At 73.6% G+C, this 14,877-nt stretch carries 14 protein-coding genes; 9 read left to right on the top strand and 5 right to left on the bottom strand.

Annotated features, from left to right (window positions below):
* Positions 1-155: 155 nt before the first annotated feature.
* Entirely contained in the window at positions 156-2,285 is a 2,130-nt protein-coding gene (locus ACZ63H_RS33215; protein ID WP_469871512.1) for a hypothetical protein, read from the bottom strand.
* 398 nt (positions 2,286-2,683) lie between these two features.
* Positions 2,684-3,208: a hypothetical protein gene (locus ACZ63H_RS33210; protein WP_469871510.1), complete on the bottom strand. Its 525-nt coding sequence runs from the start codon at positions 3,206-3,208 to the stop codon at positions 2,684-2,686.
* A gap of 387 nt (positions 3,209-3,595) precedes the next feature.
* Here ACZ63H_RS33210 and ACZ63H_RS33205 point away from each other — a divergent pair, with 387 nt between their 5' ends.
* Positions 3,596-3,832 carry a DUF5133 domain-containing protein gene (locus tag ACZ63H_RS33205; protein WP_344352481.1) on the top strand — a complete coding sequence of 79 codons (237 nt, stop codon included), beginning with the start codon at positions 3,596-3,598 and terminating at the stop codon, positions 3,830-3,832.
* A 109-nt stretch (positions 3,833-3,941) separates the two neighbouring features.
* Positions 3,942-4,844 (top strand): SGNH/GDSL hydrolase family protein, encoded by a 903-nt coding sequence (locus ACZ63H_RS33200; protein ID WP_469871508.1) that lies wholly within the window; start codon positions 3,942-3,944, stop codon positions 4,842-4,844.
* A gap of 41 nt (positions 4,845-4,885) precedes the next feature.
* Here ACZ63H_RS33200 and pgm read toward each other — a convergent pair whose 3' ends face one another.
* Both pgm and proP read right to left on the bottom strand, forming a co-directional pair.
* Complete coding sequence (gene pgm / locus ACZ63H_RS33195) at positions 4,886-6,526, bottom strand: phosphoglucomutase (alpha-D-glucose-1,6-bisphosphate-dependent) (protein ID WP_469871507.1); 1,641 nt, start codon at positions 6,524-6,526, stop codon at positions 4,886-4,888.
* A gap of 198 nt (positions 6,527-6,724) precedes the next feature.
* Positions 6,725-8,293: a glycine betaine/L-proline transporter ProP gene (gene proP, locus ACZ63H_RS33190; protein WP_469871505.1), complete on the bottom strand. Its 1,569-nt coding sequence runs from the start codon at positions 8,291-8,293 to the stop codon at positions 6,725-6,727.
* 206 nt (positions 8,294-8,499) lie between these two features.
* Here proP and ACZ63H_RS33185 point away from each other — a divergent pair, with 206 nt between their 5' ends.
* The 7 genes from ACZ63H_RS33185 (at position 8,500) to ACZ63H_RS33155 (ending at position 13,119) form a co-directional block, all read left to right on the top strand.
* A complete protein-coding gene (locus ACZ63H_RS33185; protein WP_469871503.1) occupies positions 8,500-8,679 on the top strand; it encodes a hypothetical protein in 180 nt (59 codons plus the stop codon).
* 112 nt (positions 8,680-8,791) lie between these two features.
* Complete coding sequence (locus ACZ63H_RS33180) at positions 8,792-9,277, top strand: cation:proton antiporter regulatory subunit (RefSeq protein ID WP_469871501.1); 486 nt, start codon at positions 8,792-8,794, stop codon at positions 9,275-9,277.
* Between the two features lie 5 nt (positions 9,278-9,282).
* Positions 9,283-10,533 carry a cation:proton antiporter gene (locus ACZ63H_RS33175; protein ID WP_469871499.1) on the top strand — a complete coding sequence of 417 codons (1,251 nt, stop codon included), beginning with the start codon at positions 9,283-9,285 and terminating at the stop codon, positions 10,531-10,533.
* A 34-nt stretch (positions 10,534-10,567) separates the two neighbouring features.
* On the top strand, positions 10,568-11,185 hold the full coding sequence (locus tag ACZ63H_RS33170; protein ID WP_469871497.1) for a DedA family protein: 618 nt from the start codon (positions 10,568-10,570) through the stop codon (positions 11,183-11,185).
* A gap of 84 nt (positions 11,186-11,269) precedes the next feature.
* Positions 11,270-11,443, top strand: coding sequence for a CsbD family protein (locus ACZ63H_RS33165; protein ID WP_358694522.1), 174 nt, complete (start codon positions 11,270-11,272; stop codon positions 11,441-11,443).
* A gap of 223 nt (positions 11,444-11,666) precedes the next feature.
* On the top strand, positions 11,667-12,116 hold the full coding sequence (locus ACZ63H_RS33160; RefSeq protein WP_469871495.1) for an ATP-binding protein: 450 nt from the start codon (positions 11,667-11,669) through the stop codon (positions 12,114-12,116).
* 217 nt (positions 12,117-12,333) lie between these two features.
* Positions 12,334-13,119 carry an HD domain-containing protein gene (locus tag ACZ63H_RS33155; RefSeq protein ID WP_469871493.1) on the top strand — a complete coding sequence of 262 codons (786 nt, stop codon included), beginning with the start codon at positions 12,334-12,336 and terminating at the stop codon, positions 13,117-13,119.
* Positions 13,120-13,134: 15 nt separating this feature from the next.
* Here ACZ63H_RS33155 and ACZ63H_RS33150 read toward each other — a convergent pair whose 3' ends face one another.
* Positions 13,135-14,148: an MASE1 domain-containing protein gene (locus ACZ63H_RS33150; protein ID WP_469871491.1), complete on the bottom strand. Its 1,014-nt coding sequence runs from the start codon at positions 14,146-14,148 to the stop codon at positions 13,135-13,137.
* Positions 14,149-14,877: the final 729 nt, after the last annotated feature.

The raw sequence follows: 14,877 nt of genomic DNA, 5'->3' as shown, positions 1-14,877 counted from the left end.
AGGCACCACACGCGCAGCACCAAACGGCCGTGGGGGGGTCCCAAGCCAGGGGGGGGGGGGTTTCCCTGCCCCCCCCCCCCGGGGGGGGGGGGGGACCGGAGCCCGTCCGCCCCTCGCGGGGAACGTTCGGACGGGCCCTGGGGTCGGTGCGCGGTTCAGCTGTCCGCGGTGTGCGCGGCCTGCTCGGTGACGCCGGCCGGGACCTTGGTGCGCGGGGCCGGGGTGGTGGCGGCGGGGGCGCCGTCCGGGTGCGCGGCGGGCGCGGCGGCGGTGGCCGGCAGGGTGAAGGTGAGCGGCGTGCCCGTCGAGGCGGTCCAGCCGGAGACGGCGCCCGCGTACGCGGTGCCGTAGGCGGTGCCGGCGAGGGTGGTGCCGGTGGGCAGGGTGGCGGGGACGGCGGTGCCGCCCGGGCCCTGCACGGTGACGGTGGTGCCGACGCGGTAGGCGGTGACCCGGCCGGCCTGGACGGCGCTCTTCCACGCGGCGCGGCGCTGGAGTTCGGCGCCGGTGTCCTTCATCCGCAGGTTGACCACCGGGGTGCTGTCGGCGAACAGGGCGTCGTAGCCGTCGAGTACGCCGTTGAGCACCGGGTAGGCGATGCGGTCCTCGGCGAGGTTGGCCTGGTGGATGAAGTGCGGCTTGGGGTCGTTGGACAGCACGTGGCCGAGGGCGATCCGGGTCTCCAGCGGCACGATGTGGTCGCTGTAGCCGGTGGCGGTGTCCAGCGGGGCCGGCAGGCAGGTGGTGGTGGCCGGGTTGTCCTCGCAGATGCCGCTGCCGCCCTGGGCGCGGCTGGTGTAGAGCCAGTTGTACTCGTCGACCTGCTCGGCCGCCCGGCCCGCGTTGTAGAAGACGTTCATCGGGTAGCGGGAGACGGTGGTGGCGGGGCCGACCTTGCGCTGGTCGGGGTCGCGGGAGTTGTCGGAGGCGAGCCACTTGACGCCCTCGGCGGTGAGCGCGAGGCCCAGGTTGGGGTTGTCCTGCGGCTGCTGCGGCAGGATCCTCAGGCCGGAGTGCTCGCCGGTGACCAGCTCGTCGGTCTCCAGCGGGAGTCCGGCGGCCTGGCCCCAGGCGCGGTTGGTGGCGATCTCGTAGTCGATCGTGGCGAGGCCGACCCACTTGGTGTTGCCGAGGAAGTCGGTGGCGCAGGTCCAGGGCACGACGGTGACGTTCTGCTCGCAGCCGAGGAAGGCGTGCGTGTAGGTGTGGTTGACCCAGCGGAACTTGTTCCGGTCCGCGATCAGCTTGTCGGCGAGCTGGTCGACACCGTCGTTGTCCTCGCGCTGGTCGACGCTGCCGGCGCCGTTGTAGACCAGGTCGAGGGTGAAGCGGTGGTCGTTCTGCCAGGTGGTGGCGTAGTCGACGTCCGCCGGGGTCATCCGGATCGGGTTCGGGGTGCCCGCGCCCTTCGCGCAGTCGACGTCGCCGGGCGTGCAGTTCAGCTCGGTGTCCCAGCGGTCGTCGGCGGCGAACACGTCGTCCACGTGGACGGCGAAGTAGTTGCGGGAGGCGCCGAGGTGCACCCCGCCGGTCATCCACTCCACGATGCCCCGGGCCAGCAGCCGGAACTGCTGCTGGTACCGGTTGTAGACGAAGGTGACGACCAGTTCGCGCCGGCCGTCGTGCCGGTACTCGCCGACCAGGGAGCCCTGTTTCGTGGTGCCCGGGACGGGTGCCTGCACGTACGGGGTGAAGTCGGCGCCGGCGGCGGGCGTCGACAGGTAGGCGTAACTCTCGCCCACGGTGGGTGAGTTGTCCTCGAACGGGACCGCGCCGTCGAGGTAGCCGAAGGGGCCGGCCTGCCCGGCGGCGGTGACCTGGGCGCGGACCCCGTCGACGCTGCCCGAGTAGCCGCCGGAGGTGGGGACCTGGAGGCCGACCTGGGGCCGGGCGTAGGTGTAGGCGTCGACCTGCGGGATGGCGTACGTCTGTTCGTAGGCGGCGAGCGCGCTCATCTCGGCGCTGCCGGCCGCGAACGGGTTGTCGTTGGGCAGGACGACGGCCTGGTACTTGGCGCGCGGGCGGCCGTCGACGGTGTCGGCCAGGAAGGCCGCGTCGATGGTGGGCCGGTCGGCGCGGGTGAGGTCGACCTTGGTGTAGGGCGTTCCGGCGGTGTCGAGTTCGGCGGCTATGGCGTCGGTGGCCGGGCCGCCGTCGCTCACCACCAGGACTCTGAGGTCGATGCGTGGTGCGGTGGTGTCGGCCTGCGCCGGGCCGGCCGGCAGGCCGAGCGCGGCGATGAGCGCGCCCACCGTCAGGGCGGTGGTGCGTATGGTCCGCTTCATTGCGGTGAAGTCCCCTCCCCGGACAGGGGTGAGCACGGCTCCCGTGGAGCGGACGCACCCCCTCGCGCGACGCCGGCGTCCCCCTCAGAAGCCGGTCATCGGCAAATCCGTCGCGTCACATGGTGATGTCTCTGTGGAGCTTTTGTGGTCGAGATACGAAACATGACGGAAAATGGCGCGTGTTGCCCCTCGACCGAGGCAACCTGCCGGACCTTTTTCCCGTCGTGGCCGTGCGAGTGGTACAGGACGCGGGCCGGACCCGGGGGGCTGGTCCGGCCGCCGGACGACGCACCGGCGGACCATGCCGGTCCGCCGGGCGATGGGTCGTGGTGCGCCCCCGTGACGAGTTGTCGGCCGAGGCCGTTTCAAGTCACCGGGGCCGGGCCGCCTCGCGTCCGTCAGGCGCAGAGCACCCGGGTCTCGGGGGTGTAGACGGGCCCGGCGTTGGTGTTGCTGCTGTCGCTGAACTCGGCGTAGTAGTACGAGTAGAAGCCGATGTTGCCGTTGCAGCCGGAGTCGGCGGCGACCTGGAGCGTCAGCGTGACGGTCCGGCTCTGGCCGGGCGGGATGGTGGAGCCGTAGTTGCCGCCGAGGTTGCTCGGGCCGGTGCCGGAGCAGGGGGTGGAGCCGGCCGCGGTGGCCAGGCTGCAGCCGGTGAAGCTGTACTTCAGGTCCGGGCGCTGGGTGGTCAGCCACGTCGGGTCGATGGTCTGGTACACGAACCAGACGTCGTAGCTCTTGTTGTTGGTGAGCGTCATCGACAGCTTCACCGTGCCACCGGGGGTGGTGGTGGCGGTGTCGGTGGCGAACGTCAGGGTGGTGGGCGCGGGGTCGGCGCTCGCGCTGGGGGCGAGGCCGAAGACGGCGAGGAGGAACGCGAGGACGGCGGTGAGACCGAGGCGTCTCGGCAGAGGTGATCGCATGGCCCGGGAGGCTAGGCACCGGCCCGGCGCGGCGTCTGCACCCGTGCACGCGCCCGGAGCCGGTTCGGCCGAAAGTGATCGCCGTGTGAAGAAGCTGCGATGGTGGCGTGACGGCGCACCGCTTCTCGCATCCCCGCACGCCGGGCGTGGTGGACGGGAGCGGGTGGCGGGGCGTTCCGGGCCGGCGACGCGCGGAGAACCGTTGGCGCGGACGCGCCGCTCCGCCGGCGACGGAACGGGGACCGCCGCTTGTGAGGGGGGTCATTCCCGGCCACTCGGCGGTTTCCGGCCGTCACGCGTCGGGCCGGACCGGGCATGTACGCGCGGCGCGGGGGTATCCGGCCTGCGAATTCGTTCGTTCGGCGCACCACTCAGGAGGCAAAGAGCATGCTCATGGCACACCCCGCGGTGCTGAAGGACCTCATCGCCCAGTACGAGACCCTGTCCCTGCTCGGGGCCGAGGAGAGCACCCCCGAGGCCCGGCAGCGGCTCGCCGACATCTCGTACACGCTGTGCGTGGCCACCGGCACCCGGGATGTCGACATGGCCCTCATCGCGGCCCGGCACCGCCTCTCCGGTGCCCGCCCGGAGGACGACTCCCTGCTCCAGACATCCGGGGCCTGAACCGCACCCCTCCCCCGAACTCGCCGCCTCCCGCTTCTGGTCGCCGGGACGCGCCGGACGGTATACAGACCCAGTCGCACAGCCGAGGGCGAGCACAGGGGGAGGGCGCATGGCACGGAAGAGGCGTCCGGCGGGACGGCGGCGGGCCGCCGCACTGGCGGCGGCACTGGGTGGCTGCCTCCTGGCCGTGGCCGCCACGGCACCACCGGCCGGCGCGCACCCCGGGGGCCACGGCCGCGCGGTCGCCTACGCGGCACTCGGCGACTCCTACACCTCGGGTCCCGGCATCCCGGCGCAGGTCGACGCCGGCTGCGCCCGCTCGGACCACAACTACCCCTCGCTGCTGGCCGCCGGGCTGCGCGCGGGGACGTTCACGGACGTCAGCTGCGGCGGGGCCACCACCGCCGAGATGTGGCGGGCGCAAGGCTCCCACCCGCCCCAGCTCGACGCACTGGACCGGCACACGGACCTGGTCACCGTGCAGATCGGCGGCAACGACATCGGGTTCGGCCCGATCATCGAGACCTGTGCCCGCCTCGCCGCCCAGGACCCGGCGGGCAACCCCTGCGAGCGCGCGTACCGGGCCTCGGGCCACGACGAACTCGCGCTCGCCGTGCTGCGTACCGCCCCCGAGGCCGACCGGGTACTGCGTGCCGTGCGCGCCCGCGCCCCGCACGCCCGGGTGCTCGTCGTCGGCTATCCCGCCCTGCTGCCCGACGACGGCGGCGGCTGCTTCCCCCAGGTCCCCTTCGCGCGCGGCGACTTCCCGTACCTGCGGGACACCGAGAAGCGGCTGAACCGGATGCTGCGGCTGGTCGCCGCGGTGAACCGGGCCGAGTACGTGGACACCTACGGCCCCACGGCCGGCCACGACATGTGCCAGGCACCCGGGGACCGCTGGATCGAGCCGCTCCGGCCGGCCGCGCCCGCGGCACCCGCCCACCCCAACGCCCGCGGCGAGGCGGCCATGGCACGGGCCGTGCTGGACCGGCTGGGGCGGGGGCGCGGCTGAACCGGGGGCGGCCCCCGCGGGGAGCCGCCCCGCGGGACGCGTCAGCCGCCGAGCGCGCTCCCCACCACGGCCCGGGCCTCCTCCTGCACCCGGGCGAGGTGGTCGGGGCCGAGGAAGGACTCGGCGTACACCTTGTAGACGTCTTCGGTGCCCGAGGGACGCGCGGCGAACCAGGCGTTCTCGGTGGTGACCTTGATGCCGCCGATCGCGGCGCCGTTGCCGGGCGCCTCGGTGAGCACGGCCGTGACCGGCTCCCCGGCCAGGGTGTCCGCGGTGACCTGGGCCGGCGACAGCTTGCCGAGCAGCGCCTTCTCCTCGCGGGTGGCGGGCGCGTCGATGCGGGCGTAGGCGGGGGCGCCGAAGCGGCCGGTCAGCTCGGCGTAGTGCTCCGAGGGCGTCTTGTCGGTGACGGCCGTGATCTCGGCGGCGAGCAGCGCCAGGATGATGCCGTCCTTGTCGGTGGTCCACACGGAGCCGTCGCGGCGCAGGAAGGAGGCGCCGGCCGACTCCTCGCCACCGAACCCGAGGTCGCCGCCGACGAGTCCGTCCACGAACCACTTGAAGCCGACCGGCACCTCGACCAGCCGGCGGCCGAGGTCGGCGGCGACCCGGTCGATCATGGTGGAGGAGACCAGGGTCTTGCCGATGCCCGCGGCGTCCGGCCACTGCTCGCGGTGCCGGTAGAGGTAGGAGATGGCGACCGCGAGGTAGTGGTTGGGGTTCATCAGGCCGGCGTCCGGGGTGACGATCCCGTGCCGGTCGGCGTCGGCGTCGTTGCCGGTGGCGATGCGGAAGCGGTCGCGCTGTTCGATCAGGGAGGCCATCGCGTACGGCGAGGAGCAGTCCATGCGGATCTGGCCGTCCCAGTCCAGGGTCATGAACCGCCAGGTGGGGTCGGTGTGCGGGTTGACCACCGTCAGGTCGATGCCGTGCTGTTCGGCGATCCGGCCCCAGTAGGCGACGGAGGCGCCGCCGAGCGGGTCGGCGCCGATGCGCACCCCGGCCGCGCGGACCGCGTCCAGGTCCAGCACGCTGGGCAGATCGGCGACGTAGGTGCCGAGGAAGTCGTACCGTCCGGTGGTGTCCGCGGCGAGCGCGCGGGCGTACGGCAGCCGGCGCACGTCCTTCAGCCCGCCCGCGATGATCTGGTTGGCGCGATCCTGGATCCAGGAGGTGGCGTCGGAGGCGGCCGGGCCGCCGCTCGGCGGGTTGTACTTGAAGCCGCCGTCGGCGGGCGGGTTGTGCGACGGGGTGACCACCACGCCGTCGGCGAGGCCCGAGGTGCGGCCCCGGTTGTGGGTCAGGATCGCGTGCGAGACGGCGGGGGTGGGCGTGTAGCCGTCCGCGCCGTCGACGAGCACGGCCACCTCGTTGGCGGCGAACACCTCCAGCGCGGTCGCCTTCGCCGGCTCGGACAGGGCGTGGGTGTCGGCGCCCAGGAACAGCGGGCCGTCCGTGCCCCGGGCGGCGCGGTACTCGCAGATGGCCTGGCTGGTGGCGGCGATGTGGTCCTCGTTGAAGGCGCTCGCCAGGGACGAGCCCCGGTGCCCCGAGGTGCCGAACGCCACCCGCTGCGCCGGGTCGGCCGGATCGGGGTGCAGCGTGTAGTACGACGTGACCAGCCGGGCCACGTCGACGAGGTCCTCGGGACCGGCCGGCCGGCCGGCTCGTTCATGCGGCATGAGTAGCATTCCTCCACGTCGGTGGGATCGTTCGCTCACCGCACATCTTTCCCCGTGGGGGGCGCGCGGTGCGAGTGCGCCCCACCGGCGGGGACGCACCGCCGGTGGGTGGCGGCCGGGCGGGGGGTGCTCCGCGCTCGGCGCCGGTTTCGGGGCGACCTCCTTCTTCGCGGGGTCGTCCGCCCCGGGGGGCGCGGCTCAGTCCCGCCGCGCCCGCTCCCGCTCCTGTTCCCGCGCGAAGGCGTACAGCTCCTTGGAGGTGGCGATGAGTTCGCGCCGCTCCTCGCGCGAACCGACCATGGGCTGCGAGCCCTTGAGCGGCACCTGGGCGCTCTCCGGCAGGAACCGGACGGTGACCAGGCCGATGACGCCGGCCAGCATCAGGTAGTAGGCGGGCATCAGGTCGTCGCCGGTCAGCTCGACCAGCGCGGCGGTGACCAGCGGGGTGGTGCCGCCGAACGCGGCGACCGCGACGTTGAAGCCGATGCCCATGGCCGCGTACCGCACGGCGGTCGGGAACAGCGCGGGCAGGGTGGCCGCGCTGGGCGCGGCGAAGCCGGCCAGGACGGTGGACAGGAGCAGCACCCCCGCGATCGGCGGCCAGGTGCCGCCCGCCTTGATCAGCAGGAAGGCCGGCACGGCGAGCACGATCATCGCGACGGCGGCGACGGCGTAGAGCGGCCGCCGGCCCACCCGGTCGCTGAGCCGGCCGAGGAAGGTGATCAGGATGACGATCCACACCATGCCGACGAGCACCAGGAGGTCGGCGGAGCCGCTGGAGCGGTGCAGGGTCTCGGTCTGGTAGGTCGGCAGATAGCCGGTGACCATGTAGTTGGTGACGTTGTAGAGCAGCACCAGGCCCATGCAGACGAGCAGCGCCCGCCAGTGGTTGCGCACGATGTCCTTGAACTCGCTGCCCGCCGATTCCTGTGCCAGGGCCTTCTCGTGTTCGTCCAGCTGCTGCTGGAAGGCCGGGGACTCCTCCAGCTTCATCCGCATGTACAGGCCGATGACACCGAGCGGCCCGGCGATGAGGAATGGCACGCGCCAGCCCCAGGACAGCATCTGGTCGTCCGTCAGGGCCAGGTTCAGCGCGGTGACCAGCGCCGAGCCGAGGGCGTAGCCGGTGAAGGTGCCGAAGTCGAGCCAGCTGGAGAGGAAGCCGCGCCGGCGGTCCGGGGAGTACTCGGCGACGAAGGTGGTGGCCCCGCCGTACTCACCGCCGGTGGAGAAGCCCTGGACCATGCGGGCCAGCAGGAGCAGCACCGGCGCGGCGAGGCCGATGGTGGCGTAGCCGGGGATGACGCCGATGGCGAAGGTGCCCGCCGCCATCATGATCATGGTGGTGGCGAGTACCTTCTGCCGGCCGATCCGGTCGCCGAGGGGTCCGAAGACCAGGCCGCCGAGGGGCCGTACGACGAAGGCGGCGGCGAAGGTCGCGAACGAGGAGATGACCTGGGCGGCCGGGGAGGCTCCGGGGAAGAAGACCTTGCCGATGGTGGCGGCGAGGTAGCTGTAGACGCCGAAGTCGAACCACTCCATGCAGTTGCCGAGCGCGGAGGCGCCGACGGCGCGCCGCAGCAGCGGGGGCTCGACGACCTGGACGTCGTCGGCGTCGAAGGCCCGCCGGTTGCGGTGCAGCCTGCGGCTCAGCTCCTCGCGGACCTGGTGCGGCAGCCGGGCCACGGCCTTCGGCACCCGGACCCCGCTCCGGGCCCCCCGTTCCCCGCCGGACGCGGACTGCGCGCCGGACCTCTCACCGCTCATCAGCGCCTTCCTTCCGCTCGCCGTTTCGATCACCGCCTGCCCCTTTGGCCGGACCGGAAACGGAACCCGTACGTCCGCCCCGGTCGGGCAAATGTGACGTACGCCACAGACGTAGGAAAAAAGTAGGACATAATGGAGTCCGTCGGACAGCGTTGTCAGTCCGCCTCCGGCACGATCCTCCCGATCCCCAAGGAGCCGTTCCCTTTATGGCGCACGGATCTCATCGCAGCCCCCTCCTGCCGCCCCGTCCCGACCCGGTCCTCGCCCGCGACTGCGACCGGTGCCTCGGCTGGGGCACCGTCGTCACCCCCAGCGGGGACCACGAGCTGTGCCGCGCCTGCCAGCCGGCCCCCGGCACGGAGGAGGGTGGCGCCGCCCGTTCCTAGCACCGCCGCACAGACCCCCCGACCTCGGTCCCGCCCGGGACGATCACGTTCCGGATAAGCTTCGGGTAATAGTTTCACCAAGAAACATTCAAAGCCGAGCAGGGGGGCTGCCATGAGCACCGCACGCACCAGCAGGACACCGTTGCCGGGCATCGGCGTCCGCTACGACCTGACGACCCGCGAACACCGCCATCTGTCGGTGGTCGCCCACCGGGACGGCTCGCGCACCGTGAGCGCCTACCGGCACGACGACCCCGACGCCTGCGCGCTGTCGGTCCGGCTCACCGGGCAGGAGGCGGAGGCCCTGGTGGACGCCCTGAAGCCGACCCATCACAGCCCCACCCTGCTGTCCACCACGGAACTGGGGCTGGTGGCCGAACGCATCGAGCTGTCCGGGGCCTCCCACTGGAACGGGCGGCTGCTCGGCGACACCCGGATGCGCACGGAGACCGGCGTGTCGATCGTGGCCGTCCTGCGCCGCGCCGAGGCGATACCCTCCCCCGGCCCCGGGTTCCGGCTGGCCGGCGGGGACACGCTGATCGTCATCGGCACCCGCGAGGGCGTGGACGCCGCCGCCGCGATACTCGGGCGGGAGTGATCGGGATGCACTCCTCCGCGGTCTTCCTGATCGAGTTCGGCGCGATCATCCTGAGTCTCGGGCTGCTCGGCAGGCTCGCCGCCCGCCTGCGGTTCTCGCCCATCCCGCTGTACCTGCTGGCGGGGCTGGCCTTCGGCGAGGGCGGCCTGCTGCCGCTCGGCACCAGCGAGGAGTTCGTGGCCGTCGGCGCCGAGATCGGCGTCGTCCTGCTGCTGCTGATGCTGGGCCTCGAATACACGGCCGGCGATCTGGTCTCGAATCTGAAGACGCAGTACCCGGCGGGGATCGTGGACGCCACCCTCAACGCCCTGCCCGGCGCCGCCATGGCCCTGCTGCTGGGCTGGGGCCCGATCGCCGCCGTCGTCCTGGCCGGCATCACCTGGATCTCCTCCTCGGGTGTCATCGCCAAGGTCCTCGGCGACCTGGGCCGGATCGGCAACCGGGAGACACCGGTCATCCTCAGCATCCTGGTGCTGGAGGACCTGTCCATGGCGGTCTACCTGCCCGTCGTCACCGCCCTGCTGGCCGGGACCGGCATCGCCGCGGGCAGCGTCACGCTGGCCATCGCGCTCGGCGTCGCGGGCCTGGTGCTCGGGGTGGCGGTGCGTTACGGCCGGCACATCTCGCGCTTCGTCTCCACCGACGACCCGGAGAAGCTGCTGCTGGTGGTGCTCGGCCTGACCCTGGTGGTGGCCGGAGTCGCCCAGCAGCTCCAGGTGTCGGCGGCGGTCGGCGCCTTCCTGGTGGGCATCGCCCTGTCCGGGGAGGTCGCCGAGGGCGCCCACAATCTGCTGGCACCGCTGCGGGACCTGTTCGCGGCGGTGTTCTTCGTCTTCTTCGGCCTGCACACCGATCCGGCGAGCATCCCGCCGGTGCTGCTGCCCGCCCTCGCCCTGGCCGCCGTCACCACCCTCACGAAGATCGCCACCGGCTGGTGGGCGGCCGGCCGCGCGGGCATCTCGGGCCGGGGCCGCTGGCGGGCCGGCGGCACGCTGGTGGCCCGCGGCGAGTTCTCCATCGTCATCGCGGGGCTCGCCGTCACCTCCGGCATCGACTCCGACCTCGGCCCGCTGGCCACCGCCTACGTACTGATCCTGGTGGTGATCGGACCGCTCACCGCCCGGTACACCGAGCCGCTCGCCCTCCGGCTGACCGGCCGCCGGAGCCCGCGCACGGCACCGGAGGCCGAGGCCGAGGCCGGCACCGGACCGGACGCCGTCGCCCCCGGCCAGGACGCCCCGGTCGGCCGCTCCTGACCGGCGTCCGGCGGCACCGACGTACGGTGGGGGCATGTCGTCGCCGCTGCCGGGACCGCTGGCCCCGCTGGAACCGCTGCTCGGCCACTACGGCTACTGGGCGGTGGGGGCCGTGGTCCTCGTGGAGGACTTCGGGGTCCCCGCGCCCGGCGAGACGATCCTCCTCGCGGCGGGGGTGTACGCGGGCGCGGGACGGCTGAACGCGGTGGCCGTGGCGCTCATCGCGTTCGCCGCGGCCGTCGCCGGGGACAATCTCGGCTATCTGATCGGCCGGGCCGGCGGACGGGCCTTCGTCCGGCGCTGGGGCCGCTACGTCCTGCTGACCCCGAAGCGGTTCGAGACCGCCGAGCGGTTCTTCACCCGGCACGGCGGCAAGATCGTCACCGTGGCCCGGTTCGTGGAGGGCCTGCGCCAGGCCAACGGCATCATCGCGGGCACGACCGGCATGCGCTGGCGCCGCTTCCTCGCCTTCAACGCCCTCGGCGCGGCCCTGTGGGTCGGCCTGTGGACGACGCTGGCGTACGTCGCGGGCAGCCACATCACCGCGGTCTACGACGAGATCAGGCGCTACCAGCTGTACGTCGTCCTCGCCGGCGCCCTCGTGATCGCGGGGTTCGCCGTGCGCCACCTCGTGCGGCGGCGCGCCCGCTGAGCCGCCGGCGGGGTTTGGGCGGCGGGTGAGCGGCAATCCGGAGGGGGACCATAGACCGCGCACGACGTTGGGAAGTGACACGCGATGGCCGGCGACAAGAAGGCCAAGGCCAAGACCGAGCAGGTCAAGGGCAAGGTGAAGGAGGCCGCGGGGCGCGCCGTCGGCAACGAGCGCATGGAGGCCGAGGGCCGCGCGCAGGGTGCCAAGGGCGACGCCCGGCAGGCCAAGGAGAAGGCGAAGGACGTCTTCAAGCACTGAACCGAGGTGCGCGCCGTCCGGCCGCACGACGGGCCCGGGACCTCCCGCTTCCGCGGGAGGTCCCGGGCCCGTTCGCGCGCCGTGGGGCCGGGGCCGTTCGTGTCCGTCCGGGGGATTCCTCGCGAACGTCCCCTTGACCGGCGCCCCAGCGGGTAGCCGAGCAGGGACGGCACCCCTGTGCACAGGAAGGGCCCCTGACCCCAGAGGAAAAGGGCAACTAGGTATGGACATCCCGCTCAGGACCCACGCGACGACGCGGGACCGCCCGGCGGTCCTGCGTCACAGCCGCACCTGGGACACCGGCGTCACCAGCATCGCCGAGGCCAGAGAGGCGGTCGCCGATCTGCTCGCGCGGGCGCGGCCGGCCCCCGGACGGCGTCCGGTCCAGGATGCCCAGCTGGTGGTCAGCGAACTCGTCACCAACGCGGCCAAACACGCGCCCGGCCCGTGTGCGCTCGGCCTGGAACTGCTGCCCGGCGAGCGGGCGCTGCGCGTCACCGTCACGGACACGTCCCGAAAGGCGCCGTGCAAGCGCCCGCCAGACCCGCGGCGGGTCGGCGGCCACGGTCTGCACCTGGTGGCGATGCTCGCCGGGGACCCGGACGTGACGTGGCTGTCCCACGGCAAAAGGGTCTCGGTCACGGTACCGCTGACCACGCAGTCCCCCGACTGACCCGCGCCCCGGGCCTGCCGGCCGCCACCCGTCGGGACGGTCGGGCCTGGCGCGGTCGTACCGCGGCGGGAACGCCTGGAGGCGCCCCGGTCCGCTCCTGTCCCGTTCCGCCGGTGCCGGCGGAATTCCGTGACCGTCTGTCGTTTTCGCCGCTGTCGGCCCTCGCCGGCCGTTCCTAGGCTCACGGTGACCAGTCGCCCGCGAGAGGAACGCGCAGATGACCGAGGCACACACCGACGGACGTGACATCACCCGGCGCACGGCGCTCCGGCGGGGGGCCGGGGTGGCCGCGGCCGGCGCGGCGACCGCGTTCGCCGGTCCGCCCGCCGCCGCCCACGCCCGGCCGGGCTTGGCCGCCGACGCGCTGCCCGCGACGGTGGCCGGGGTCCGCGTCCCCGACAGCGCTCTCGCCCGGCGCACCGTGGCCTTCGCGCGCCGCGTCAGCTCCCCGTCGCTCTTCCAGCACGTCCTGCGCAGCTATGTCTTCGGCGCGCTGGTGTTCGACCGGCAGGAGGTGCGCTACGACCGGGAGCTGGCCTTCGTCGCCACCGTGCTGCACGACCTGGGACTGGTGGAGGCGTACCGGACGCCGGCCGAGCGCTTCGAGGTCGACGGTGCCGACGCCGCGCGCCGCTTCCTGGAACGGCTGCGGGTGCCGGCCGAGCGGGTGGAGGTGGTCTGGGACGCGATCGCCCTGCACACCAGCATGGGCATCGCGACGCGCAAGAGGCCGGAGATCGCCCTGGTCGCCGTGGGGTCCGGGCTCGACTTCACGGGCAACGGGCTGGAGCGGATCCCGGCCGGCGCCGTGGCCGAGGTGCTGGAGGCGTTCCCCCGGCTGGATTTCAAGAAGGCCGCGCTGGACACGGTGCTGTCGCTGTGCCGCACCAAGCCCATGGGGGAACTGATGCACCCCTTCGCCGAGGTCGGCCGCCGTCACCTGCCCGGCTTCCCGGTTCCCACGGTGGAGGACCTGCTGATGTCCGCGCCCTTCGCGGAGTGAGCGGGGCCGGGCCCCTCACGGGATGCCGGTCGGGCGGGGGCGGTCGTCGGGGTCCGGGCGGGGGCGGGGCGGCGGGGCCTCGCCCGCGGTGAGGTGTTCGAGCACCTCGACCAGCTCCTGGCAGGCCTGCTCCACCGACCGGCGGGTGTTGCGCTGTTCGATGATCACGGCGGACAGCAGCAGCGCGGTCAGGGCGGTGGTCCCGTTGAACGCCTGGAGCTTCAGCATCACCTCGATCCGGTTCAGCCCGGTGAACGCGCCGGCGCCGTCCGTCGCTGCGACGGCCGCCACCACGGAGGTCAGCAGCGCGCACAGCACGCCGCCCACCAGCTGGAAGCGCAGCGCCGCCCAGACGACGACCGGGTAGACCAGAAAGAGCGTGCTGATCGGGCTGTAGACGGCCAGCGGCACGAGCAGGCAGGCGACGACGGCCAGCGCGGTCGCCTCCTTCCAGCGGCCCAGCGGCAGCGGCAGGCGGGCCCGGTGCAGCGACAGCAGCAGCGGGGTGACGATCAGGACGCCCGTCGCGTCCCCCACCCACCAGGCGAGCCAGACGGGCCAGAAGCCGTGGGCGGGCAGGCCGTCCGTGAGGACGAGGAGGCCGGCCCCGACGGTCGCGCTGATCAGCGTGGCCGCCAGCGCCGCCAGGAACACCAGGGCGAGGCCGTCGCGCAACCGGCTGAGGTCGGTGCGGAAGCCGGTCCGGCGCAGCAACGCCGCCGCGCACACGGGCGCGGCGGTGTTGCCGAAGAGGATCCCGAGGATCTCGACGTCGGGGGTGGTCAGGGACAGCACGGCGAAGAAGGCGCCGAGCGTGACGCCGGGCCAGCAGCGCAGGCCGAGGATCAGCAGCGCGGCGACGGCGACGCCGGTGGGCGGCCAGATGGGGGTGACGACGGCGCCCTCGACCGTCAGCTCGCGCAGCAGACCGATCCGGGCCGCCGCGTAGTAGCAGGCGGCGACGGCGGCCACCTGGACGGCAAGGCCGCCCGGCCGGCGCGGCTCCTCGATACCCACCACAGCAGCCATCTCACACCGGCGGGCGCGGGTCGGCGAGGCGAGGCGCGGTCCCGTCCGGCCCTATGGCTGAACGCGGGGCCACCCGGGAACCGGGTCGGGCCGGGCGCCGGGCATCCGGACACCGTGCCACCGCGGCCCCCCGGCCGGCGCAACGCCGCACCACTCCAAGACCCGGCCAACCAAACGCGAAGCCGCCGCAGAACCCGGCCGGGCTGCACGCCGGGCTTCCCGAAACCCGGTCGACCGAACGCGAGGCCACCCACCGCGGAACCGGATCGGGCTGAACACCGGGCCTCCCCGAACCCGGCCGGCCGGACACCGTGCCACCGCGGCCCCCCGGCCGGCGCAACGCCGCACCACTCCAGGACCCGGCCAACCGAACGCGAAGCCGCCACAGAACCCGGCCGGGCTGAACGCCGGGCGTCCCGGAACCCGGTCGACCGAACGCGAGGCCCCACCGCGGAACCGTATCGGGCTGAACACCGGGCGTCCCCGAACCCGGCCGGCCGGACGCGAGGCCGCCACAGAACCCCGGCCGACGCCAACGCCGGACCACTCCAGGACCCGGTCGGCCGGACGCGAAGCCGCCGCAGAACCCGATCGGCGGGGTCGCGGGCCGCCACAGAACCGGGTCGGCGGGATCGCGGGCCGCCCCAGGACCCGTTCGCCGGGGCGGTGGGCCGCCGAGGGGACGGTCGCGGGGCTCCGGGCACGGCGGCGGGCCGCCGGCCGAGAACC

The organism is Streptomyces sp. NPDC104831 (genome assembly GCF_055583025.1).
Note: the sequence above shows the minus strand (reverse complement) of the source record. Positions and strands in the feature narration are given on the sequence as shown.